Raw genomic sequence first — 25,115 nt, 5'->3', positions numbered from 1 at the left:
ATTATATTTCCCCCTTTCTAGCCGCTACATAATGAGAATCTTTGTACTTCTTTAAATCGTACACTGATCCGTTTTCATCGTAGTAGACATTCTTTTGTTCATCAAATTTCTTTTCAATAGCTTGTCTAGTATCTCTAAGTTCTTTTCTTATACTTGGATCAATTTGTGGAATAGCTGCGATAAGTCGTTTCGTGTAAATGTGTTGTGGATCAGAGTACAACTCATCACGATTTCCAGTTTCTACAAATTTCCCATTGTGCATGATGTAGATATAATCACACATGTGTCTTACAACTCCCAAATCGTGTGAAATGAAAATGTAACTTAGATTAAACTCTTGTTGAATTAATTTCATGTAGTTTAATACTTGTGCTTGAACTGATAAGTCAAGTGCACTTACAGGCTCATCTGCAACGATTAATCTTGGGTTACATGCAACAGCTCTTGCAACACCAATTCTTTGTCTTTGACCACCTGAGAATTCAAATGGATATTTGTAAATTGCACTTTCATTAAGTCCAACTATATCTAACAATTTAAACACCTTTTCTTTTTCTTCTTTTGGTGTTAATCTTTCAAAATTTCTGATAGGTTCAGCTATTATATCCAAAATTCTTTTTTTAGGATCAAGTGAACTCATTGAGTCTTGGAAAATCATTTGAACGTCTTGGTTGTAGTTGATCTTTTTTCTGTAAGATCTACTTGTAACATCTTTTCCTTCGTACAAAATCTGTCCATCTGTAATCTTTTCAAGTCCAACAATAGCCTTTCCTATAGTTGACTTTCCTGAACCAGATTCTCCAATCAATCCATAAGTTTTTCCTTCTTCAATATCCATATCCACGCCGTCAACAGCTTTGATATAGTCTTGAACCGTATTAAAAAATCCACCACGAATTGGATAATGAACTTTCAAATTTTTAACTTCTAAAAATCCCATATTTTCCTCCTATTCGTCTTTAAAATGGAAATTCTTCCAGCAAGTACAACGAACCAAATGTCCATTGCCAACATCGTGTAGTACTGGATTTTCTTCGTGTTCATGATCATCTATCCAAGGAATACGAGGTGCAAATCTGCATCCTTTTCTTGGTAAATCTTTTAATGAAGGAACCATACCTTCTATAACATGTAACTGATCAGATTCAGTATCTGCTTGTGGAATGGAATTTAATAAACTTCTAGTATATGGATGAAGTGGGTTATTGAACAACTCATCCACTGGTGCAATCTCAACGATTTGACCAGCATACATTACGCAAACTCTGTCAGCGGTCTGTGCTACAACTCCTAAATCGTGGGTTATCAAGATAATTCCTGAATTCATTTGATTTTGTAATTCTTTTAGTAAATCTAGAATTTGTGCTTGAATCGTAACATCAAGTGCAGTAGTTGGCTCATCGGCTATCAAAACACGAGGTTTACAGCTTAAAGCAATTGCTATTATTACTCTTTGTCTCATACCTCCTGATAATTGATGAGGAAATTGTCTTGCTATAATTTCAGCATTTTCAATCCCTACTTTTTTTAGAAGGTCAATAGCCTTTTCTTGACGTTGTTTCTTATCCAAATCTGTATGATAAAACAAAGCTTCTTCAATTTGTTCGCCAATTCTCATTAATGGGTTAAGCGATGCCAGTGGATCTTGGAATATCATACCAATTTCTCCACCTCTCAAATCATTGAATTGAGCTTCTGTATAATTTAAAATATTTTCGCCGTTATATATAACTTCACCGCTAATTTGAGTGTAATTCATATTATGTAGACCCATAATAGTAGTAGCAAGTGTAGATTTACCGCATCCGGATTCACCAACCATCGCCAATACTTCGTTTTCGTATAATTCAAACGAAACATCGTCGACAGCATCGTAAAAATCGTCTTTTATTCTAAAAGCTGTATGCATATTATTAACTTCCAATATTTTTTTATTAGCAGACATCTTATTCTCCTTTCAGTTTATTTTGCGTATGATTTATGTATGATTAATAAATAATACTTTACCTAATTATAGTGAGATAAAATGGATTTGTCAATTATTATTTATTTTATGATTTAAAATTTCAGTATAAAATTTGCGTTTATTATGTTTTTATGGATTATATTACAGTTTTTCCTCAGAAATACAAATTTTATGATTTTGTTTTCCTGTCTATTTTCTGCGATTAATTGTTTTTCTTGAAATTTTTTCAAAATTATTTTTATTCATCTTCGATTTTTTTAATTTTTAAGAGCTTTTTTCAAATTTTGTATAAAAATCACTTGACTTATATTCTTTATTGTGGTAAAGTAATAATAATCATGAGCCTATTTACAAATTTATTAAATTTGAAAATTTGTAACAAAAAGCTTGCTTTCGATATATCGAAATGGTAAAATATATTTACAGATTGAAAACTTTTTCATTTTCAATTAAATCTCCATTTCTTAATTTATTACAACATAAAAAAACAAGGTATGAATTTAATTCAACACCTTGTTTTTTTATTTTAGTCTATTTTTACTATATTAATGTTTTTAAGACAGTCGTCTATTTGAAATTTTTTCGGCAAATCTTTTGTCTTCAACGAAGCTTGTGCACATGCGTTTGCCATTTTAAAAGACTTTTCATAATCTGAAGTTCTGATAAATGTAGCGATGAATCCTGCGATTATTGAGTCGATAACAAAATCTCTTTTTTGGTTTGCTATTTCGTCTATTTCAAATGCGTATGTGGAATCTTTTTGAAACAAATACACTTTATTCTCTACGAATGGAACTACGACAAATTTTGAATTCAAATTAGATATTTCATTTTTCCATTTAAGCAAATCAGATTCTGAATTTATTTTGGTTTTAAATAAATGTTCCAAGCATTTTACGCTGATATTTTCAAGAAGTGATCCTTCATCTGCAAATTTCTCCAGATAATACTCGTCTATATCAAGTACGAATTGTGCTTTGTTGGCCTTGCAGATAGCAATCATTCTTTCGATTACAGTTTCTGTAATATTTCTTGGAAAAGCCGTCGACAAGAATACAGTATCTCCTTCTTTGACTCTGGATAAATAATATAATAGTTCCTGTAGTTCTTGATGAGAAATGCTTGGTCCTTTGGATTCAATTACGGTTTTCGTTGTTCCTGTGATTTTTATATTGATTCTGGTATTGTCATCTATTCTTACGAATTCAGATTTGATATCTTCTCTTCTTAGCCAGTCTTCGACAAATTCTCCTGTAAATCCTCCTGCAAATCCAGTTGCAACTGTTGGAAGACCAAGTTGTTTCAGAATCCTTGAAACATTGATTCCTTTTCCTGCTGGTAGCATCAAATCAAAATCAGATATATTGTTCTTGTCAAATTTAAAATCCGTAACCTCACTTACAAATTCAAGTGCGGGATTCATTGTAACTGTATATATCATTTAATCACCTACATTAATCCTGGAGCAAGTCCAAAAAATATTTTTTGAAGAAGAGTCATAACGACCATGAAAACCACAAGTCTCGTTATTATAATTCCAGCTGCATTGAGGCCGTAAATTTTCCAGATATTTTTGTAATCAAATCTATCTATAAGAATAATCGTCGCAAATAGTATCAATACTACTAATGAAATCAAATATATAAAAGCGTGTGCTCCCAAGAATGTGAACGTGAATACTGACGAACTAAATCCGACAAGCCCTCCTGCTGTTAGTACCCCGAATAAGCTGAATATTAAAGATTCTACGACAGTAAGCAGCAAAGAAATATTCTTTTTCAAATTTTTGTCGATAGGTTGGTAAAGTTTAGTGTCAGCTAGTTTAAGCCCCAAACTATATGATAAAACTTTTTGTAACAAATCTAAAATCAATACTGAAACCATAACCACAATAGCTTTTAATTTTTGAGTAAGTGTCCAGTGATTTGTAGAATTCATGTAAAAGAATAAAAGCGGCAACGCTGACAATACAACAACAGCTAATCTCATCGAAAACTTGTAAGGTTGTACTCCACCCATCATTTTCTTCAAAATTTTCGTGAAAAACAGATTGATTTTGTCAAACACTTGTTTTGTTTTCACATCAAAATTATCCATAAATTTGTCCATATCATCTTCGTCTTCTTCGTCTTCAAACTTATGAATAGTAAACTCATTATCCGATGTGAATCTTATCGACTCGTCCCTTTTGTTTTTTTCTTCGACATCATCGTAACCTTTCGTGATAAAAATCGTGTTTTCATAATTTTCTTCGGGTCCTTTTTCTTCTTCGTGATTGATTTTCTTCTCAACCTCCTCATCAGGATTGAACTTTCCATACTGAGATTTGTTTTTGTTAATCACTTGGAAGATATCTTCAATTCTTTTCGGTTTGCGTTCGGTTTTATTTTTATTGATGATTTCTTCGCACTTTTGTTGCTCATTAGATTTCTCGCTGGTTTTTATATTGAAAATATTCATTACATCATCTGAATATGAATAATCCTTCTCTGTAGACGTATTTTCTTTTTGTTGTGAAACTTCTGATTCACTTTTTTGTTGATTCAAATTTTCACGATATTCCTTCAAATTAAATCCACAATTGTGACAGAAATTCACCGTATCTAACACTTTTTCATTGCAATTAGGACAACGCATTTACTCACCTCCGTAACCGTATTATATCACAATACATTATACTGAATTATAACTTTGCCAAATCTTAATATTTGGGCAATAAAAAACTGGGTTAATTATTCCCAGAATTTTAAAAGAGTAAGTACACATCATGCACGAATATCTAGACTACGAAAATTGTTGATTTCTGAATCTCAAAATCCTAAAATCGTAAGCACGCTTCGCTTACGCGGTACGATTTTTTGACGGATTTTTTCGATTTGAAATCAAAGCAATTTTTTCCGTATGATATTCTTAGCATGAATGTGTAATACTCTTTTTCCTATTTTCTTTTAAAAACCATATATCTATAATCCAAGTCTTCGTATGATTTAATGTCTGATTCTTCTGATACATAGAAATCTTGGTCTTCGAATAAGTTTCTTATTTTCGCATCGTATTCAAATTCACAATCAACATAAGTAATTACGAATTCATCAACTAAATGAATCAATGATTCAATGGTGTTTGCGCCACCTATCAAATACTCTGTCATTTTGTGATCTGGATTTATTTCTTTTAATGTGCGTAGCAATTCTTCTTCATTTTTCACGCATAACATTCCATCCAAATCTTTGCTTGTAATTATAATGTTGGTTCTGTTTGGTAGAGGTTTTGAATCAGGTAGAGATTCCAATGTTTTTCTTCCCATGATTACGATGTTTCCCGTAGTCAATTCTTTAAATCTTTGCATGTCTTCAGGAATCGAAAAAAGCATATCTCCATCTTTTCCTATCGCAAAATTTTTGTCTACTGCTAATATAACTTTCATTAACAAAAATCTCCCTTCCTTATATTACTTACAATTTCGTTCAATTTTTCCATTGCATGATCATCTGTCCAATCAAAATCATCCTCGCAGATTCTTACTACAAGTATACCCATTTCCTCGCAGCAAATATCAAGCATGCTGCTGTAAATGGCATTTTGCAAATCAGATGATGAATTGTGAAGGGTAATGTCGCATTTATTTATCCATTTATCAAGGCAAAAACCATAGTTTTTTTCTGGCGGATAATTTTCAAGCGCAGTTTTTCTTTCTATCGTGAATTTTCTGTTCGCATCGTACATAAAACAAAGCTTATTTTCATCATTATAAGCCATTATATTGATATCATTGACATATCTTATCAAATCATCTCTGGTTATTTTGTCGTCTAATACATTCAGAACCTTCTTCAGATTTTCGTTATCTATGTTTGGTTTCAAACTAGAAAAATTCTTGCTAAATTCTATATCTCCACTAAAATACACTCGCAGTATTTTTTTAATAGCATCGATTTGTTCTTTTTCATAATCAGATGCCAAAAAAGTACTGTTTTCCATAAAATCTCCTTTATATTACATCCATTTTTTCTTTTTAAAGAAATAAATCATGACGCTGGTAATCACAATCGCAGTAACCCAGAACAAAATATATCCGTATTTTCCTTGAAGCTCCGGCATATATTTAAAGTTCATCCCATAAACGCCAGTTAAGAAAGTCAACGGCAAAAATATCGTCGACCACACAGTCAACACCATCATTACTTCGTTTGTCCTGTTGGAAATATTCGTGTCAAATGCGTCTATCATGGAATTTATCATATCGCGATACACTTCGATGAATTCAAGCATTTGAATAATATGATCATACAAATCTCTCATGTAAATCGATGTGTTGTGACTCACTAGATTGACTCTGAATTTTGACATTTCATTGATAACTGTACGCAACGGCCACAAAGTTTTTCTCAAAAATATCAGGTTTTTCTTCATGGTGTAAAGTTCTCTTAGAACATCATCGTCGTGATTTGTCATCATAGTGTCTTCCAAATCGTCGATATATTCTCCTAAAATATCAAAAATTTGGTAATAATTGTCGATTACCGCATCCATTAATAAAAGAAGAAGACCGTCTGTAGTTTTAGGTCTAAAGACAGGTATTTTTTCTAATTTATCCACAATTCTGTCAAATGATGTGGATTTGTTTTGTTCAACAGTCACCAACAAATTTTCTTTTAATACGAATGACACTTGATTAAATGACAATTCTTTTACGCTATTGAACATATCATAATCCACAGTATCCGTTACAACGAACAAATAATCGTCATAAGCTTCTAGTTTTGTTCTCTGCTCTACATCCAACATATCTTCTATTATAAGAGGATGGATTTTGAATTTTTCTTTCATTTTAATAAAATTATCCGAATCAGATAATCCTGTGATATATATCCAATTTATCCTATCATCTCTCAATTCGATATCATCGATGTCTGTGGTTTGATGTTTGTCAAAATGATGTTCATTAAAACTGCAAAAAGTAATTTTGGTGTTTTCGAGATCATTCTCAAGCCTAAGAGTTTCTAATATTTCATTGATTCTATCCTCAAATAATAAATTAGCCAATACTATCTCCTATTTTTCGTCCAATAACTTATTTGCGTAATTTCTATATGTTGATTTTGAATTATCTCCAACAAGTCTATCTATGATTTTGCCATCTTTTATAAACAAAGTCGTAGGTAGCGGCAAAGCTTCGAAATGAGTGATTATCTCATCTTTGTTTATTTCCTTGACTTTTTTTGCTGTATATTCGTAAAATTCAATCTCTCCTTGGAAGGATTTTTCAATGTCTTCCAAATCATTTTTCGCCGGAATACAAGGGCAAATCCCGTCCGCTTCGAAAAATAAAATCTTGTTTCCTTTGTTAAATATCTTAGAGTTAATATCACTCTTTTTAAATTTTTTCATTTGGTACTATCCTCCAAATCTCTTCTGCATATTCTTTTATCGTTCTATCAGATGAAAATTCTCCGAAATTAGCGATGTTCATCAAACTCATCTTCGCCCATTTTTTCTTGTCGGCGTAAGTTTGTAAAATCTTTTCGTGAATTTGTTCATAATCGTTGAAATCTTTTAACACGAAATATTCGTCCAATTTAAATGAAGAATCTCTATTGACAAGTGAATTGTAAATATCTAAGAACATAAACGATCCACTATCATTAATCAAATCGCTTAATAAAGTATCCACAACTCGTTTGATGTTTTCATCCTTATAATAATATTCAACTGGATTGTAATTGTCCCTGATTGAATTTAACACATCAACAGTCGCTCCAAATGGGAAGTTGTTGTCTTCACCTGCGTGATTGAAAATCTCGATGTTTGCACCATCATAAGTTCCCACAGTCAATGCTCCGTTGAGCATAAACTTCATGTTACCAGTTCCCGATGCTTCTTTTCCCGCAGTTGAAATCTGCTCACTCACATCTGCTGCAGGATACACCAATTCTCCGATGGATACGTTGAAGTTTTCCAAGAAAACAACCTTGATGTATTTGTTGACAACATCATCGTTGTTCACGAGATTTTTAACTTCATTTATAAATTTTATAATAGCTTTTGCTCTGAAATATCCTGGAGCAGCTTTTGCTCCGAAAATATATGTTTGTTTTGGAATATCTGTTATTTCATTGTTTTTAATCTTGTAGTATAAGTTCAAAATGTGAAATGCATTCAACAATTGTCTCTTGTATTCGTGAAGTCTTTTCACTTGTATATCGAAAATCGAGTTCTCGTCCACATCGATTTGTTCATGCTCTTTGATATATTTTTTGAGTCTGATTTTATTGTGAAGTTTGATTTCCATTAATCTATCCAAAACATTGTCTTCGTCTCGGAATTTTTCAAGCTCTTTTAATTTCGTTAAATCAGTCTTCCAATCTTCTCCCAAAAGTTCTGTAATGTATTGTGTTAATTCTGGGTTTGCATAAAACAACCAACGTCTTGGAGTAATTCCATTTGTTTTGTTGACAAATTTATCCGGATACAAATCGTGCCATGGTTTTAATGTATCATTTTTCAAAATTTCTGTGTGAATTTTCGCAACACCGTTAATTTTTACGGCAGTTAATATCGCTAAATGTGCCATGTTAACAGTATTGTCCTTCACTATTCTGAGATTGTCGATTCTATCCACAGAATAATACAATCCCACCAAATCACTGACAAATCTCCTGTCGATTTCAGTGATAATATCCATAATTCTAGGACTCACTTCTTCTACAACATCGACATTCCATTTTTCCATTGCTTCTTGTAAAATCGTGTGATTAGTGTAATTGAACACATTACTAGTAACATTCCAAGCTTGTTTCCAAGAAAGTTTTTTGTCATCCATCAACACTCTCATCATTTCAGGTATAGCCATAACAGGATGTGTGTCATTTAATTGAATTGTATTGTATTTTGCAAAATCTTCAAAATTTACATCATTCGGAAAATTTTTCTCGTATTTTTCGATTATATCTTGAATAGATGCGCTACTGAAAAAATACTGTTGTTTTAATCTTAAAACTTTACCAGGTCTTTGGATATCATTCGGATACAAAACTCTCGTAATATCTTCTGCTCTATTTTTTTCTTTTACTGAATCGTCGTATTGAAAATTATTGAATTTTTGAAAATCAAATCCGTCATCACATTCCGCCTGCCACAACCTCAAAGTGTTTACAACATGGTTTTTGTAACCTACAACTGGCATATCATAAGGAACTGCTTTTACGACTTGGTTTTTGTATCTAATGATTTTGGATTCAGATTCAACACGTCTTGACCAAGGATCCTTGTCCAATGTCCAATTGTCTCCGACTTCCATTTGAAATCCGTTGTGAAAATATTGTTTGAAAAGTCCTTGGCGATATCTAACGCCGTAACCTGTCAACGGATAATCCAAGCTCGCTGCACTTTCCATGAAACACGCTGCAAGTCTTCCTAATCCACCGTTACCCAAAGCTGCATCTTCTTCTTGAATTTCCAAATCATTGATGTCGATGTCCAATTCTTTTAAAATTTGTGAATATTTTTCATCCAATCCCATATTCAACAAATTGTTTCCCAAAGATCTTCCTATCAAAAATTCTGCGCTAAAATAGTAGGCATTTCTAATATGTTTGTGTTTGTCAGAAGTTTTCTTCCAATCATCCGCCAATTCGTTCATTATTATTTTCGAAAAAGCTATGTATTTTTCTTTTTTAGTTGAAGTGTGTAAATCTTTCCCAAACATATTAAATAAAATTTTTTCAAATCGCAACAAAAATTCTTCCTTTTCCATAAAATCCTCCTATTCTCAGCTCAACTATATTTTACCACATTTGTAAAATAGTCCTATTAAATTTGTATTGTTTTTTATAAAAATCAACAAAAATGATACATTTTTCTATTTTATTGATATAATGTTTTAGTTATAGTAATATATTAATGAGTCACAAGAAAGGACAAAAATTATGCAAAAAAATATATATGTATTATATGGCGGTCCTAGTACTGAACACGAAGTAAGTATTACAAGTGCTAGAACATTAATAAATAATTTATCAAAAGAAAAATACAACGTAAATGCGATTTTCGTTCGCCGCAATAAAAAATTCATTATGAAAGAAAACATAACTGAAGAAATAAAATCCGACGAAGAATTGATTCTTGACACTGATCTTTCAGTAATAGAATCTGTCAGCGAGTGCATCAGAAAAATCAATCCAGAAAACACTGTAATATTTCCTGCAATTCACGGAAGTTACGGCGAAGATGGAACAATCCAAGGCTTCATAAAAGTTTTGGATTTGCCATTTGTAGGTTGTAATGTGTTGGGTTCTGCGTTATGCATGGACAAGGGATACACTAACGATATTTTCGAATTGAACAAAATTCCTCAAGCAAAATACGTAGTACTTTGCAAAAACGACGATTACAATTTGAAAGAAATTTTCGAAAAAACATCCAAGGCTGTTTATGTGAAACCATGTAATGCTGGTTCATCAGTTGGCGTTATGAGAGCAGAAACAGAAGAAGAATTGGAAAAAGCAATTCAAAACGCATTCCAATACGACAGAAGAATTTTGGTTGAAGAAGAAATCATAGGCCCTGAACTTCAAATCGCGGTTATGGGCAATGACAATCCTGTTGCATCACGTCCGGGTGTATACCAAATACACGATGTAGAGTTTTTCGATTACGATGCAAAATATAACGATTCAAAAACAGAAATGCTTACACCATTTCCAATGGATGAAAAGTTAGAATTAAAAGCAAGACATTTGGCAGAAAAAGTGTACAAATTAATGAGTTTGTCAGGATTTTCAAGAGTTGATATGTTCGTAAAAGACAACGAGCTTTGGGTGAACGAAATCAACACAGTTCCAGGACTAACTCCACATTCAATGTTTCCAGTTTTGTGGAAATGCACTAACGATATGAGTGTTTCAGAAGTATTCGACAACTTGATTGGTTTGGCTGTTGAAGAATATAAAAAAAATAAAGCATATAAGTTAGAGAGGTAAATATGTTAACAAGAAATTTAAAAACAATAACAGAACTTACTAACACAATTATAAATGAAAAATACCATGATGTAATGGTAAAAGGTATCTCAACAGATACAAGAACAATTCAAAAAGATAATATGTTCATCGCTCTTAGAGGAGATAATTTCGATGGACAAAATTACATAGAGATGGCTTTCGAAAAGGGCGCATCTTGCTGTGTAGTTAACAGAGATTACAGAAATATCAACGATTATCCTGTAATCGAAGTAGACAATACAAAAGAATTTATGATGGATTTGGCTAGAGGCTACATCAGCAGTTTGGATTGCAAAGTAATCGCCATCACTGGTTCCAACGGAAAAACAACTACAAAAGATATAATGAGTTCTTTATTAAAAGAAAAATACAAAGTCGTTAAAACACAAAAAAATTACAACAATGAAATCGGATTATCCAAGACGATATTTGACATAGATGATGATACTGAAGTTGCTGTCCTTGAAATGGGAACTGAAAACTTCGGAGAAATCAGACAATTGACAAATATCGCTCATCCTGACATCGCAATGATTACAAACATTGGCGACAGTCACCTATTGAATTTGAAAACAAAAGAAAACATTGCAAGAGCGAAATTCGAAATCCTTGAAGGATTAAAAGAAGATGGAATATTTATTTTAAATAATGACGATCCAATTCTTAGAGAAGTAAAACAAGAATACAAATTACCAGAAAAAACCATAACTCTTGGAATAAAACCAGACAGCGATTATAGAATGGAAATGATCAAAGCTGATGAAACAGGATCGACATTTTCAATCAACGATCATGTTTTCAACATAGAATTGTTGGGACATCATCAAATGTACAACGCTACAATGTCAATAATCGTAGCAGAACTTATGGGATTGGATTATTCTGATATTGCAAAAGGCCTTAAAAATATCGAATTAACTGGAATGAGAAACGAACTTATCCTACTAGATAAATTCCACATTTTAAACGACAGTTACAAATCAAATCCACAATCATTGACAAGCTGCCTAGAAACAGCTTACGGATTGCACGGCTATTCTAGAAAAATCGCCGTATTAGGTGATATGCTAGAACTTGGAGATAACGAAATAACTCTTCACAAAAATATCGGAAAATCAATCAATCCAGAAAAAATCGACTACGTATTGGCAACTGGACCATTAGCAGAAAACATAATCAAAGGAGCACGCACAAACTTTGCAGAAGACAAAGTATTCTACTTTGAAACAAAAGAAGAATTGCTAGAAAAATTACAAGAATTAATCGTGGACAATACATTAGTTTTAGTAAAAGCATCTCATGCAATGCAATTCGATAAATTAGTCGAACAAATAAAAGAAATTTAACATCAAAATATTAAATAATATAAAAAAACAAGCCCTTATGTAAAAATTTGCATAAGGGCTTGTTTTTTTCTAGGAAAGTTTGAGGCTTTCTTTTTTATATATTTTTCTTTGCTTGTTTATCGTTATAAATTCTCTTCATCAACATTCCAAGCGCAAACACTCCAAATAAAATTATAAGTCCTTTTACCCATGTAGATGGATTTGTGGATTTGCTTGCTGCATAAGAATAAATCAAAGTAGCTGGAAGTTGTCCTATTCCTGTCGCGATGAAAAATTCCCAAAATCCCATCGGTGTTAATCCCGCTGCATAACTTATCGGATCAAATGGAACGAATGGCAATAATCTTGCAACCAAAATAGCGTTCTTGCCGTATTTGTCGAAGAATCCCTCCACTTCTTTCAATGCTCCTTTTGTAGCAAATTTTTCTGCAATATCTCTTCCCAAAAATCTTGCAATTCCAAAACAAAGAGCTGCTCCTGCCATTGCAGATGTCCAAGACAATATACTTCCTCTGACCCATCCCCAAATTGCTGCATTAGAAAATGTAATGAAGAAAGCTGGAATTGGCGCTGCAATTGATTGAAGAATCATCATCAAGAATGAAATTACAACCGCAGTCTTTCCGAACGATCTAATGTAAGCTTTTACACTTTCAAGGTCTTTAAAAGCTTTGGACATGTTAGTCACGCCTTCTCTGAGTGGTTTGATAAATACAAATGCAAGAACCACAATGAGAATAACGACAATTTTTTTGATATGTTTATTTTCTAATTTCAAAATTACCCCTCCTTATATTCATTATATCAAATAAAAAAATAAACACTTATTGAAATATTCTATAAGTGTTTATCATTTATTATAATTTACGAATTAAATTTTTCTTTGTCGAAATATTCTTCACCAGAGCTATTAGCGACGATGACTGTACACACAGCATCTCCTGTGATATTTATCGCTGTTCTAATCATATCCAAAATTCTGTCTATTCCCATTATCATTGCAATCGCAGAAATCGGAAGTCCAATTGAATTAAATACCATGGATAAAGTTATCAACCCAACTGAAGGAATTCCCGCAGTACCTACCGATGCAAGTGTCGCTGCAGCAATTACTGTCAAGAAATTTTGTGGAGTCAATTGCATTCCGTAAGCGTTCGCTGCAAATACAACTGCAACTCCCTGCATGATTGCAGTTCCGTCCATGTTGATTGTCGCTCCAAGTGGAATTGTGAATGAAGAAATTTTCCTACTAACTCCAAGCTCTTCCAATTTGTTTATGTTCATTGGCACTGTTGCATTTGAAGATGATGTGGAGAATGCGAATCCCAAAACCGGGAAGAATTTCTTCAAGAATTTGAATGGATTTACTTTCGCAAAAATCGTCAATAAAACCATGTACACTAATAAAAGTTGAAGTCCCAATCCTAAAACTACTGTGAGCATGTACTTTAACATAGAGAATATAGCTGATAATCCTAAAGTTGCGAATGTCTTTGTGATAAGTGCAAATACACCAATTGGTGCAAACTTCATTACAATCATAGTCATATCCATCATGATGTCGTTGAACTCTTCGCAAATATTTGCAACGTTGTGTGCTTTTTCTCCCAAATTTGCCAAAATAATTCCAACTAAGAGTGCAAAGAAAATTATTTGCAACATATTTCCTTCAGACATCGCTCGAATTGGATTTGTAGGAATTAAATTCAATACAGTATCTTTTAGTGAAACAGCTTGTGCAGGATTGGCCTCTGCTGCTTGACTTACTTTGGTAAGATCAATTCCAACTCCAGGCTTGATAAATGATGCCAATAATAGCGCCAACGTTATCGCCAAGGCAGTTGTGAACAAATAAAACACAAGTGTTTTAACTCCTATTTTCCCTAGTTTTTTAGTATCCCCCATGCTCATAGCGCCAGTTACAAGTGAGAAGAACACCAATGGAACCACGAGCATTTGCATTAATCTAATAAATCCTTGTCCCAATACATCAAATACGCCATTTACCAAAATTGTATCTTTTATATATGATGAAGGAACAAATAGATTAAAAACTATTCCGACAAACAACCCTAAAAATAATCCTATGAAAATTTGAGTTGTAAGTCCCATTTTTTTCTTTTGTTTCATAAATATCTTTCCTTTTTCTTAAAATTCATTTTGCATTACAAATTGTTTTTTTCGATATATTTTTGCAAAGAAGTTTGCCAATCAGTGAATTTGTAAATTTGTGAAGTGTTCAACAAGAAGTTTTCCAAAGCTGTAAAATCTGGTCTGTGACCTTCTATTCTCAAATTTTCATCTTCGATTACTTCTGCATCAATTCCTTTTATTTTCAAGATTTCTTCTGCAAATTCTTTCCTACTAGCAACTCCTTCACATGATGCATGATAAATACCGTAATCGTAAGTAGCCATCAATTTTACGATAAACTCAGCTAATTGATATGCACTTGTTGGAGAAGAATATTGTGCTTTAGGAACGTAAACTTTTCCTGTTTGAATTGCTTCTTTTATAATGTCTTCTACTCTGTGATTTACTGGTGAAAATAACCAGCTAGTTCTCAAAATAAAATGTTTCACGCTGAATTCTCTTACAAAATTTTCTCCCATCAATTTGCTTTTACCATACATTGTCGTAGGATGTGGAGTGTCGTATTCTCTGTATGCACTTCTGGATTGTCCACTGAAAACATCGTCTGCAGACATGTGAATTATTTTTGCATCCACAGTGTTCGCTGCAACTGCCATGTTTCTCGCACCCAAAGCATTTACTCTGAAAGCCTCGTCTGGATTTTCTTGACACAATACAGGATCTGTTAATGCAGAACAATTGATGATTATATTCGGTCTGTTTCTTCTTGCAAATATAGAAGTTTCATCGGAATTTACAATATCTACGATGTATTTGTCTGTTGCCAATACCTCATCTTCAAATGGATCCAAATATTTCTGCAATACTTTTCCGATTTTTCCATCTGCTCCACTTATCCAAATTCTATTTCTACTCATAATCTCTCCTTAAAAATTTATTTCCAATTCAACTGGACAATGGTCTGATCCCATTATGCTTTGGTGAATTTTCGCATCAACAAGATTGTCCTTCAAATCATCGCTAACCAAGAAATAATCTATTCTCCAACCAGCGTTTCTTTCTCTCGCCTTTGCAAAATACGACCAATACGAATATTCGTCAGTTTTATCTGGATAAAAATATCTGAATGTATCGATGTATCCATCATTTAATAAAAGTGACATTTTGTTTCTTTCTTCATCGGTGAATCCTGCTGAGCGTCTGTTTGATTGTGGATTTTTCAAATCAATTTCATTGTGAGCGACATTCAAATCTCCACACACAATTACAGGTTTTCTATCTCTTAAAATATTCAAATAATTGTGGAATTCATCTTCCCACACCATTCTATAATCCAAGCGTTCTAGTTTTTGTTTAGAGTTTGGAGTGTAGACATTCACCAAGAAAAAATCTTCGTATTCACAAGTAATCACACGTCCTTCAGTGTCGTGTTCATCAATTCCAATCCCATAACTTACTCCAATAGGCTCAACTTTTGTGTAAACCAAAGTTCCAGAATAACCGGCTTTGTTAGCTGAATAAGAATATCTGTGATAACCTTCAATGTTCATTTCGTCAGTCATTTGATTTTCTTTCATTTTGATTTCTTGTAAACAAAAAATATCCGCATTCAAACTATTGAAAGCATCCATAAATCCTTTTTTCATAACGGCTCTGTATCCGTTAACATTCCATGATATTAATTTCATATACTCACCTCTTATTTGTTATTTATTATATCATATACAGTTTTGTGACTTATATTTGTAAATTTTTCTAACAATTATTTATACCCAAATAAACGAAAATTTAATAAATTGTGATTTTGTTAAGTTTTCTCAATTTGATATAATATATTAAAAAGAAAAAAGGAGATTTTTATGCAAGATTATAAAAATTTTAAATTAATAGATACAAGAGAATTGTCAGATATCAATTCTACTGCATTTCTTTTCGAACACGAAAAGACAAAAGCAAAAGTTTTGAAGCTTTCTAACGATGACGAAAACAAAGTATTTTCAATTGCTTTTAAGACTATTCCTCAAGATAGTACAGGTGTCGCTCACATAATGGAGCACTCTGTATTAAATGGATCAAAAAAATACACAACACGTGAACCATTTATGGATTTGGTAAAATCTTCACTACAAACATTTTTGAATGCGATAACTTATCCAGATAAAACTTGCTATCCTGTTGCAAGTCGTAACGCCAAGGATTTCAAAAATCTCGTGGACGTTTATTTGGATGCAGTATTTAATCCAATTGTTTACGAAAAGAAAAATATTTTCTACCAAGAAGGATGGCACTACGAAATCAAAAATGTCGATGATGATATCAAATACAATGGTGTAGTGTACAACGAAATGAAGGGCTCTTACAGTTCAATTTATACGATTATTTTCGATGAATTGTTCAAATATTTGTACCCAGACACAACTTATGCACATTCATCGGGCGGAAATCCTTATAATATTCCAGATTTAACATACGAAAAATTCTTGGAATTCCACGACAAATACTACCACCCATCAAATTCGTTCATTTATTTTTATGGAAATGGAAATATCGAAGAAGAATTGGATCATTTGTCAGAATATTTGGATGAATATGATTACAAAAAAATCGACTCAGAAATTCCTTACCAAAAACCATTTGAAAAGGCTAAAAAAGTACAAGTCGAATACAATATATCAAAAGACGAAAATCCTGACGGAAAAGATGTATTGGTATATGCTGCAAATGTCGGACACATCACAAATGTAAAAGATGCATTTGTTTCAACTATTTTAAGTGATGTATTGTTCTCCAACGAATCTGCGATAATCAAAGAAAAATTATTGCAAGAAAACATCTGTGAATCTGTAGAAAACGTATCATCTTACGGCCAAGAAATCACAATGGGTGTTATCGCTGAGAACTCAGATGTAAAAAACACTGAAAAATTTGAAGCATTAGTTAAACGAGAATTAGAAAACATCGTGAAAAACGGAATCGACAAGGACGAACTCACTTCTACTCTTAACAAATTAGAATACGATTTGAAAGAAGCAGGAAGTTTCCACACAAAAGGAGTTATCTATTTCTTAAAATCAGCTCTAAGTTTCATGTACTCAGATAGCTACTACGACCAATTGCAATTCTCAGAAACTCTTGCAGAATGCAGAAAATTAATCGATACAGATTACTACGAAAAATTCATCGAAGAAAAATTATTAAACAACAATTTCAAATTGATACTTTCTTTGAAGGCAACACCAGGTCTTAATTTGAAAAAAGACAACGAAGTTAAGGAAAAATTAAAACAATACAAGGAAAGTTTGTCCGATGAAGAATTGAATGAATTAGTAGATTTGAACAAAAACTTGGAACAATTTCAATCAGAAGAAGACACAAAAGAACAAAAAGACACTATTCCAACATTGGAACTTTCCGATATTGACGCAAAACTTGAAGATGTGGAAAGAATCGAAAAGAAAATCGACAACTACACATTCTTAAATCCAAATCTATTCACATCAAACATTCACTACGCATCATTTATGTTTGATTTGTCGAAGTTCTCGCAAAAAGATTACTTCTATTTGTCACTTCTATCCGATTATATCGGACTAAGCGATACTACAAATTACGATTACAAGAAATTATACACTCAAACATATCTTGCATCAGGTGGAATATTCACTGCTATTCATTTGAGTAATACGAAAAATAGCCAAGATTTGAAAACTAATTTTGTGTTTAGTTTCAAAACAATAGAAAAAACAGAAGACGAATGTATTAAAATCTTGGAAGAATACTTGTTTAATGTAAAATTTGAAGATAAAAACAGATTCAAAAACATACTTCAAAACTTGAAACAAGAATATAAAACAAGAATTCTTGAAGCAGGAAACCAATTCGCATTGACAAGATCGATGGCATCATTCTCAGAAAAAAGCGTATTGGAAGATGAATGTTCTGGAATTAGTTACTACGAAAAATTGTGCGACGTGTTGAATGATTTCGATGAAAAAGCAGACATCACTTTGAAGAAATTAAAAGATTACTACGAAAAAATCGTAAATTCAAACGATATGATCGTTAGCATTATCAACGAAAAAGATTCTGCAAGCAAATTCTTCGCCAAATTACAAAAATCATTGATTGCAAAAATGAACACAGAAGAAATCGACATCAAATCTTCTCCAACAAAATTCTTCAAATTAAAAGAAGCTTACAAGACTTCTTCAAATGTGAATTACGTTGTAAAATCAGCTGATTTGAAAAAATATGGATTTGAATACAATTCCAAAATAACTGTGTTGACAAATATATTGAACACTTCATTCTTGTACAACGAAGTCAGAGCAAAAGGCGGCGCTTACGGAGTTGGAATGAGCGTTAGCTTGAATGGAATATTGTATGTATATTCCTACAGAGACCCTAACATCAAAAACACAATCGACATCTACGATCAAATTGATAAATTTGTCGAAAACATGAGCTTCGATGAAAAAGAAATGAAACAATTCATCATTGGAACTGTGAACCAATTCAACCCACCAATGACGACATTCACAAAAGGAAGTCGTTCGATAAACATGTATTTGTCAGGAAGAACTATTGAAGATTACGAAAATTATCTTGAAAACATGCTACACACATCAGTAGATGATTTGAAACAATTTGCTCAGATAATCAAAAAAGCAATGAAAGAAAATCACTTAGTTGTTGTTGGTAACGACACAAAAATCGATGAAGATGCAAGTCTTTTCGACAAAATAATAAACGTGGAATAAATTTGAGTACTAAAAAAATAGCAAACACTCATGCACTTTTAGCATGAGTGTTTGTTTTTTTATATCTCATTTTGCACAAAACAAAAAGGGCCGTTCGCACAGCCCTATTTATTTTCTAATTTTAATGCTAATTTTTTCTTGATGGATTCCATCAAAACGTAATCGTCCTTGTATCCTCCAGAGATTTCTCGAGTTGGTTCATTGTATGCCAAATCACTAATTTCTCCAGTAAAATCTTTTACTAAATCTAAGACATAATCTCGTCCCAATTTGGATTCACAATATCTCAAAAACGAATAATCGTAATTTCCGTACATCAATTGCTTCAAGCGCAAACTAATTTCTGGCACTCCAGCTTTTCCTGGATAAACGAAGAACATATCCCCACACGCCCACACATCTGGTCTGTAACGAAAATCGTCGCTATCAGGAAAAAGACAATAATTCCATCTCAAAAATCCCTTCATATCGAATAAGTAAGTCATATATCCTACCAATCTCGATTCCATCAAAGGACTTCTTACAAACTGATTCAAATTGTATGGTGTCCAGCAAACATACCATGTCATGTTTTGGAAATTAGCTTCTGTAGCCATTTTCAAATCGCCATTTTGAACCATAATATATTGATCCAAAATAATAGAAAAGTTTTCTGTATCGCCAGTAAAATCTTCGTAAAATTCTCCATCCATTATAGCGTACTTGATTTTGACATCTTCGCGGATTTCTCTTAACAAATCTTCACATTCACACACATCTGTAGTGTTTTTTGGTTGATCTGCCATTACTCGTGTAATACTCCACAAATTTTTTTCAATCAAATGATTAAAAATCTGTTCAATGTAATCCGCATACATTTCTTTATTTCTAATAAATGTAAACTTGCCCGAATCCTTATCGTACACACGAACTTTTATCGGTTCGCAGAAATCTTTTAAAATTACAGAAAAATCCTTTCTGTCCCAATTCCCAATCAAGCCGAAAATATCTATCTCGTCGCACATTCCAACTTTTTGACAAATCTCAATGTATCTATCAAAGTTTGTAAAATCCAATTTTAATTTGCCATTTTCTATGAAGCAACCTAAAATATTGTATTCGTACAAGCTAGATTGATTATCATAAATCATTCTGCATGTTTGACCTGCCCATGAATAATCACTGACAATCACATCGCAAACTTTTTGGCCGGCTTTTGCAAGTGGCTTCATGAAGTTTTCTATAATTTTGAAATGCTCATCAGAATAATATTCAACATCGTAAACTCTCGCAAGAGATGACAAATGTTGCCACAAATCAAGGTAAAAAATATTTTCTTGTGGCATTTCTACATTTGAAACTTCAAGTTTAAAACTTTTTTCATAAACAAGCTCTTCATCATTAAATGAGCTAGCTTTTAAAATTCTAATATTAACTTCATGACTTCCTGAGCTTTCTGATTTTAAATCAAGCCACAAATTGTTGAAGCCTTTTGGAAGATATCCAGATCTTTTATTTAAAATTGCATCTTTTTTGTAACACAAATCATCATCTAGCACATCTTTTTCAAAACTAAGTTTACAATCGCAATCCGAATTAACCTCGATTCGATACATCTCAACTACGCCTTCCCAAGGAAGAGTCATTACTTTATCCAAATTTATCCATGTTTTTTGTTGAAGCTCTAGTTCAACTTGAACAGCAGTCTCTTCGTTTTTCAAGGCAAATTTTTCATTTATCTCATCGCAATTATTCTTAGAGATTCCTATTTGTCTGACTGTTGAAGGTATAAATCTAATCATTAACCTTTCACCCCTTGTGAAACCATTGATTTAATCAAATATTTTTGAATCATAAAGAACAATATAAATGGTGGAAGTGTAGCTACAACGCTTGCTGCCATTTGAGTTTCCCAAGTAGTTTTGTACAAATCTTGGAAATCTGTAAGTGCCAATGATATTGTTCTAAGTTCTGGAGAAGTTATAAATGATTTCGCATAAATCAAATCTCCCCATGCAGCTATAAATGCAAACAATCCTGCAGTTATGATTCCTGGAAAACATAAAGGAAGTAATACATCTTTTATTCCTCGCATTCTGTTTGCGCCATCCATCCAAGATGCTTCTTCATAATCTATAGGAATTTGTGAAAAATACGAGTGCAACAACCATACAGTCATTGGCAAACAAGAAGTTGTCGTTGCTATAATCAAAGACAATTTTGTGTCTAATAAATTGAAATTCCTAAAAATAATATACATAGCATTTACTACGATTACGGAACTAAACATTTGTGTCACAAGAATTATATTCATGAATGCATTTTTGCCTTTAAAATCAAATCTCGTAACGGAATAAGCTGCCAATGATCCTATTAGAATGCAAATCAACATCGTAATTACAGAAATTTGTAAACTGTTGAAAAATTCTTTGAGAATTGATTTGTCACCGGACAAAACATTTGTGTAATTTTCGAAATGAAAACTATCGAAAAATTTTGGCGGCCAAGTTATTAGTTCGTTGTATGTTTTCAATGATGAGTTTACCAAAATCACTATCGGAAATAGCAGCAAAATTACAATAATAGTTAGTATAATTGTGCTTTTTACATTCTTTTTATTTCTCATTTAACATACTCCTTGAATAAATAAAAGTCATTAGCGACAAGATAACTACTACAATCATTGTCAACGCAGAACTTGCACCTATGTTGAATCTACTGAAAGCTTCTTGGTAAATTTTGATTATCAAAGTTTCTGTAGATCTCATTGGTCCACCTTGTGTCAATACATAAATTACATTGAATGAATTAAACGTCCAAATAGTTACTAAAATTAAAATTGTAACAAATGTTTGTCTAATTCCCGGTAATGTAATATCGAAGAATTGTCTTGTTTTGTTCGCTCCGTCTATTTCACTTGCTTCATACAAAGATGTCGGAATTTGTTCCAACGCTGCCAAAAACATCATTGATACAAACGATATTCCTAGCCATGCATCTACAAATGCCGCACAGTATAACGCAATATTAGGATCTGATAAAAACAAAATTGGACTTTTAATAATTCCTAATTTCATAAAGAAGTAGTTAATATAACCGTATCTTCCGTCTAATATCCATTTCCACAATGTTGACACTGCAACTTGAGGAATAGCCCAAGGAATTAGAACTAAAAATCTAAATTGTTTTTTAGCAAAAATATTACTAGATAATAAATACGCAAGTAAAAAACCTAGAAATATTTTCAAAAATACTGTTATAACTGTGTACTTCACAGTTACTGATAAACTTTTATAGAATTGCGGATCATTAAAAATAGATTTGTAATTCGCCAATCCTATAAAATCCGAACTACCTGTAAGTAAATTAACTTTATTGAAAGAGTTAATAAACGTTAACACCATAGGATAGCCATATAGAATTATTACTACCAAAAAGCATGGTAGTAATAATAAATATGGTAACATTTTTGATTTTTTCATTTTACTTTGCTAATTCTTTTTGACAATTATCCAAAGCTTCTTGTGGAGATAATTGACCAGTCATAGCTTTTTGTACTGCAATTGTGAAGCTCTTGTTGAAATCATCCCAGTTTGGTACTTGTGGTTCTGGTGTACCAAATTCCATGATGTCTCTCATAGGTTTGTTGAAATCATCAGCGTATTTTGGATCTTCAGCTTCTTTGTGAAGAATTGGGAACCAACCATAAGCTGCAGTTATGATTTTTTGATTTTCTAATTTGCCCATGAATTTAATAAATTCAAAAGCTTCTTTTTTGTGTTCAGAAATTGAACTCATTGTGTAAGAGTCAGTTACAATTGTAACTCCCTTTTGTTTTCCTTCTGGTAACATTGCAACTTTGTAAGGAGTTTTATCCTTGCCTTTGTCCATTGTTTCTTTTTCCCAACCACCAGAAATGTACATTGCTAAGTCGTTGTTAACAAACATTTTTGATTGGTCATTTCTTGTTGTAGATACTGGATCTGGAACGTATGCTGCTAATTTTTTGAAGAATTCTAATGTTTCTACGTTTTCTTTTGAATTGATAACAAAGTTACCATTTTCGTCAACGATTTTACCACCGTTTTGGTAAATGAAGTTAAGAATTTCATCAGTACCACTAGTTAAATCTGTAGGAATTGCAAATCCTTTCATATTTCCCTTAGTGTTTTCTTTTGCTACGTTTAATAATTCTTCCCAGTTCTTTGGAGCTTCTTTGATCAAATCTGATCTGTAGAATAATCCTCTTGAAGATAATGCCATTGGAATACCAAATTGTTTTCCACTAACTTTACCTGTGTTCAATACATTTTCAATGTAGTCTGCTTTTTGTTCGTCAGTCATCATTGAAGACATATCTTCCAAGATACCATTTTCAGAGAATTGTCTCAAAGATCTTGAACCTAAAAGCATAATATCAGGAGCTTTTTTTGCTTGGTATAATTGAACTACTTTTGAGTTTAATTCTTCCCAACCAGCACTGATAACTTCAACTTTGATGTTTGGATTTTCTTTTTCAAATCTTCCAATAGCATCTGTGAATTGTTCTTTTAGATATCCTTGATCATATCCTGGAACTAACATGTGAATAGTTACTACATCTTCCTTTTTGTTTTCGTCTTTTTTTGCATCTTTTGAATTATCAGCTGCTTTATTTCCACAAGCTGACAAGAAAAGTACGAATACTAAAAGAATTGCCAAAAATTTTTTCTTCATAATATAAAACCTCCAATTTATATTTTATATTCCAATTTGATTTTACCACAACCATGTATAAAACTCTATGATAAAATTTAATTATATGATATTTCTATAAATGAATTAGTATTTTAAAATTTTTTAATGCTATAATATACTTAAAGGAGTTGGACATGGAAAATAATAAAATTGAATTAAAAAATGTTTACAAATCTTACGACGGCGAAAATTACAGCGTAAAAGATTTTAATCTTACAATGAATGACGGAGAATTCATAGTTTTCGTTGGGCCTTCTGGTTGTGGCAAGACAACAACTTTGAGAATGATTGCAGGACTTGAAGATATTACCAAAGGAGACCTTATAATTGACGGAAAGCGTATGAACGATGTTTCTCCACAAGACAGAGATTTGGCGATGGTTTTTCAAAATTATGCATTGTATCCTCACATGACAATTTATGAAAATATTGCATATCCTTTGAAACTTAGAAAAATCGATAAACAAGAAATCGATAAATCTGTAAAAGACGCAGCAGAAATTCTTGGCATCACTCATTTATTAGAGAAAAAACCAAGCATGCTTTCTGGTGGTGAAAAGCAAAGAGTTGCATTAGGTAGATGTATCGTTCGTCAACCACATGCGTTCTTGATGGACGAACCTTTAAGTAACTTGGATTTCAAATTGAGATTGAAGATGAGAACTGAAATCTCGAATTTACAATCAAAATTACATAAAACATTTATTTATGTAACACACGACCAAGCAGAAGCATTGACAATGGGAGACAAAATTGTCGTAATGAAAAAAGGAGAAATCCTTCAAGTAGGAAATGGCGACGAAATCTACAACAATCCAAACTGTAAATTCGTTGCTGATTTCATTGGATCTGCACCAACTAATTTCGTAAAAGTTAATGGTGATTTGACTGTTGGCGATAACACTTACAAATTCGCTCACCCAAAACCATTTTACATGTCATTTAGACCAGAAAAGGCATCACCATATGAAAAAGATGGATTTAAATTTGATTTGACATTAACTGCAATAGAAAACTTGGGTTCTGAACAATATTTGTATGGTTCTCTTCTTGAAAATAGCATCGTAATAAAAGATTTCGAAAACAAAGATTATAAAGTTGGAGAATCTTACACATTCTACGTAGACAAAAATGATTTGTTGTTCTTTGATTTTGAAACAGAAAAAAGAGTCGAAAACGAAATGACAATGTAGCATAAAAATTTGAGGGCTGTGTAGCCCTCTTTTTTTGA

The 25,115-nt window shown here is 32.4% G+C and carries 21 protein-coding genes; 4 read left to right on the top strand and 17 right to left on the bottom strand.

What is annotated here, in order from left to right; all coding sequences use genetic code 11:
- Position 1 precedes the first annotated feature (1 nt).
- The 9 genes from FMG_RS01470 to FMG_RS01430 all read right to left on the bottom strand — a co-directional run bounded on the left by FMG_RS01470 (position 2) and on the right by FMG_RS01430 (position 9,722).
- A complete protein-coding gene (locus FMG_RS01470; RefSeq protein WP_012290287.1) occupies positions 2–940 on the bottom strand; it encodes an ATP-binding cassette domain-containing protein in 939 nt (312 codons plus the stop codon).
- Positions 941–949: 9 nt separating this feature from the next.
- A complete protein-coding gene (locus tag FMG_RS01465; RefSeq protein ID WP_012290286.1) occupies positions 950–1,945 on the bottom strand; it encodes an ABC transporter ATP-binding protein in 996 nt (331 codons plus the stop codon).
- A gap of 547 nt (positions 1,946–2,492) precedes the next feature.
- Positions 2,493–3,407, bottom strand: a complete 915-nt coding sequence (locus FMG_RS01460; protein WP_012290285.1) for a 1-phosphofructokinase family hexose kinase — start codon at positions 3,405–3,407, stop codon at positions 2,493–2,495.
- An 8-nt stretch (positions 3,408–3,415) separates the two neighbouring features.
- Positions 3,416–4,603, bottom strand: coding sequence for a zinc-ribbon domain-containing protein (locus tag FMG_RS01455; RefSeq protein WP_012290284.1), 1,188 nt, complete (start codon positions 4,601–4,603; stop codon positions 3,416–3,418).
- Between the two features lie 301 nt (positions 4,604–4,904).
- The gene (locus tag FMG_RS01450) at positions 4,905–5,393 is read right to left on the bottom strand and encodes a dihydrofolate reductase (protein WP_035111287.1); all 489 of its coding nucleotides are present in this window, start codon (positions 5,391–5,393) and stop codon (positions 4,905–4,907) included.
- Positions 5,393–5,947, bottom strand: a complete 555-nt coding sequence (locus FMG_RS01445) for a hypothetical protein (protein ID WP_012290282.1) — start codon at positions 5,945–5,947, stop codon at positions 5,393–5,395. Before FMG_RS01445 ends, FMG_RS01450 begins: the two co-directional genes overlap by 1 nt.
- A gap of 15 nt (positions 5,948–5,962) precedes the next feature.
- Entirely contained in the window at positions 5,963–7,012 is a 1,050-nt protein-coding gene (gene corA, locus FMG_RS01440) for a magnesium/cobalt transporter CorA (protein WP_002839777.1), read from the bottom strand.
- A 9-nt stretch (positions 7,013–7,021) separates the two neighbouring features.
- Entirely contained in the window at positions 7,022–7,357 is a 336-nt protein-coding gene (locus FMG_RS01435; RefSeq protein WP_012290281.1) for a thioredoxin family protein, read from the bottom strand.
- Positions 7,344–9,722, bottom strand: coding sequence for a glycogen/starch/alpha-glucan phosphorylase (locus FMG_RS01430; RefSeq protein WP_012290280.1), 2,379 nt, complete (start codon positions 9,720–9,722; stop codon positions 7,344–7,346). Before FMG_RS01430 ends, FMG_RS01435 begins: the two co-directional genes overlap by 14 nt.
- Positions 9,723–9,894: 172 nt before the next feature.
- Between FMG_RS01430 and FMG_RS01425 the strand changes: the two genes are divergently transcribed.
- Together FMG_RS01425 and FMG_RS01420 are read left to right on the top strand one after the other, a co-directional pair.
- Complete coding sequence (locus FMG_RS01425; protein WP_012290279.1) at positions 9,895–10,947, top strand: D-alanine--D-alanine ligase family protein; 1,053 nt, start codon at positions 9,895–9,897, stop codon at positions 10,945–10,947.
- Between the two features lie 2 nt (positions 10,948–10,949).
- Positions 10,950–12,314, top strand: coding sequence for a UDP-N-acetylmuramoyl-tripeptide--D-alanyl-D-alanine ligase (locus FMG_RS01420; RefSeq protein ID WP_012290278.1), 1,365 nt, complete (start codon positions 10,950–10,952; stop codon positions 12,312–12,314).
- A gap of 94 nt (positions 12,315–12,408) precedes the next feature.
- Here FMG_RS01420 and FMG_RS01415 read toward each other — a convergent pair whose 3' ends face one another.
- From FMG_RS01415 to FMG_RS01400, 4 genes are all read right to left on the bottom strand, one after another.
- Positions 12,409–13,092: a TVP38/TMEM64 family protein gene (locus FMG_RS01415; protein ID WP_002839735.1), complete on the bottom strand. Its 684-nt coding sequence runs from the start codon at positions 13,090–13,092 to the stop codon at positions 12,409–12,411.
- Between the two features lie 86 nt (positions 13,093–13,178).
- Complete coding sequence (locus FMG_RS01410; RefSeq protein WP_002841459.1) at positions 13,179–14,444, bottom strand: dicarboxylate/amino acid:cation symporter; 1,266 nt, start codon at positions 14,442–14,444, stop codon at positions 13,179–13,181.
- Positions 14,445–14,479: 35 nt separating this feature from the next.
- Positions 14,480–15,325 carry an SDR family oxidoreductase gene (locus FMG_RS01405; protein WP_012290277.1) on the bottom strand — a complete coding sequence of 282 codons (846 nt, stop codon included), beginning with the start codon at positions 15,323–15,325 and terminating at the stop codon, positions 14,480–14,482.
- Positions 15,326–15,334: 9 nt separating this feature from the next.
- On the bottom strand, positions 15,335–16,096 hold the full coding sequence (locus FMG_RS01400) for an exodeoxyribonuclease III (protein ID WP_002841429.1): 762 nt from the start codon (positions 16,094–16,096) through the stop codon (positions 15,335–15,337).
- 171 nt (positions 16,097–16,267) lie between these two features.
- Here FMG_RS01400 and FMG_RS01395 point away from each other — a divergent pair, with 171 nt between their 5' ends.
- Positions 16,268–19,168, top strand: coding sequence for an insulinase family protein (locus tag FMG_RS01395; RefSeq protein ID WP_012290276.1), 2,901 nt, complete (start codon positions 16,268–16,270; stop codon positions 19,166–19,168).
- 104 nt (positions 19,169–19,272) lie between these two features.
- On the opposite strand, the gene FMG_RS09830 is transcribed toward FMG_RS01395, so the two are convergent.
- From FMG_RS09830 to FMG_RS01375, 4 genes are read right to left on the bottom strand one after another with little or no spacing between them, the layout of a single operon-like run.
- Positions 19,273–20,949, bottom strand: coding sequence for a DUF4091 domain-containing protein (locus FMG_RS09830; protein ID WP_012290275.1), 1,677 nt, complete (start codon positions 20,947–20,949; stop codon positions 19,273–19,275).
- A complete protein-coding gene (locus FMG_RS01385; RefSeq protein ID WP_012290274.1) occupies positions 20,949–21,773 on the bottom strand; it encodes a carbohydrate ABC transporter permease in 825 nt (274 codons plus the stop codon). The genes FMG_RS09830 and FMG_RS01385 overlap by 1 nt, the downstream gene beginning before the upstream one ends.
- The gene (locus tag FMG_RS01380; protein ID WP_012290273.1) at positions 21,763–22,629 is read right to left on the bottom strand and encodes a carbohydrate ABC transporter permease; all 867 of its coding nucleotides are present in this window, start codon (positions 22,627–22,629) and stop codon (positions 21,763–21,765) included. The genes FMG_RS01385 and FMG_RS01380 overlap by 11 nt, the downstream gene beginning before the upstream one ends.
- A gap of 1 nt (position 22,630) precedes the next feature.
- Positions 22,631–23,863 carry an ABC transporter substrate-binding protein gene (locus FMG_RS01375; protein WP_012290272.1) on the bottom strand — a complete coding sequence of 411 codons (1,233 nt, stop codon included), beginning with the start codon at positions 23,861–23,863 and terminating at the stop codon, positions 22,631–22,633.
- A gap of 155 nt (positions 23,864–24,018) precedes the next feature.
- Here FMG_RS01375 and FMG_RS01370 point away from each other — a divergent pair, with 155 nt between their 5' ends.
- On the top strand, positions 24,019–25,077 hold the full coding sequence (locus FMG_RS01370; protein ID WP_012290271.1) for an ABC transporter ATP-binding protein: 1,059 nt from the start codon (positions 24,019–24,021) through the stop codon (positions 25,075–25,077).
- Positions 25,078–25,115: the final 38 nt, after the last annotated feature.

The organism is Finegoldia magna ATCC 29328 (assembly GCF_000010185.1).
GTDB lineage: Bacteria > Bacillota > Clostridia > Tissierellales > Peptoniphilaceae > Finegoldia > Finegoldia magna_H.
Note: the sequence above shows the minus strand (reverse complement) of the source record. Positions and strands in the feature narration are given on the sequence as shown.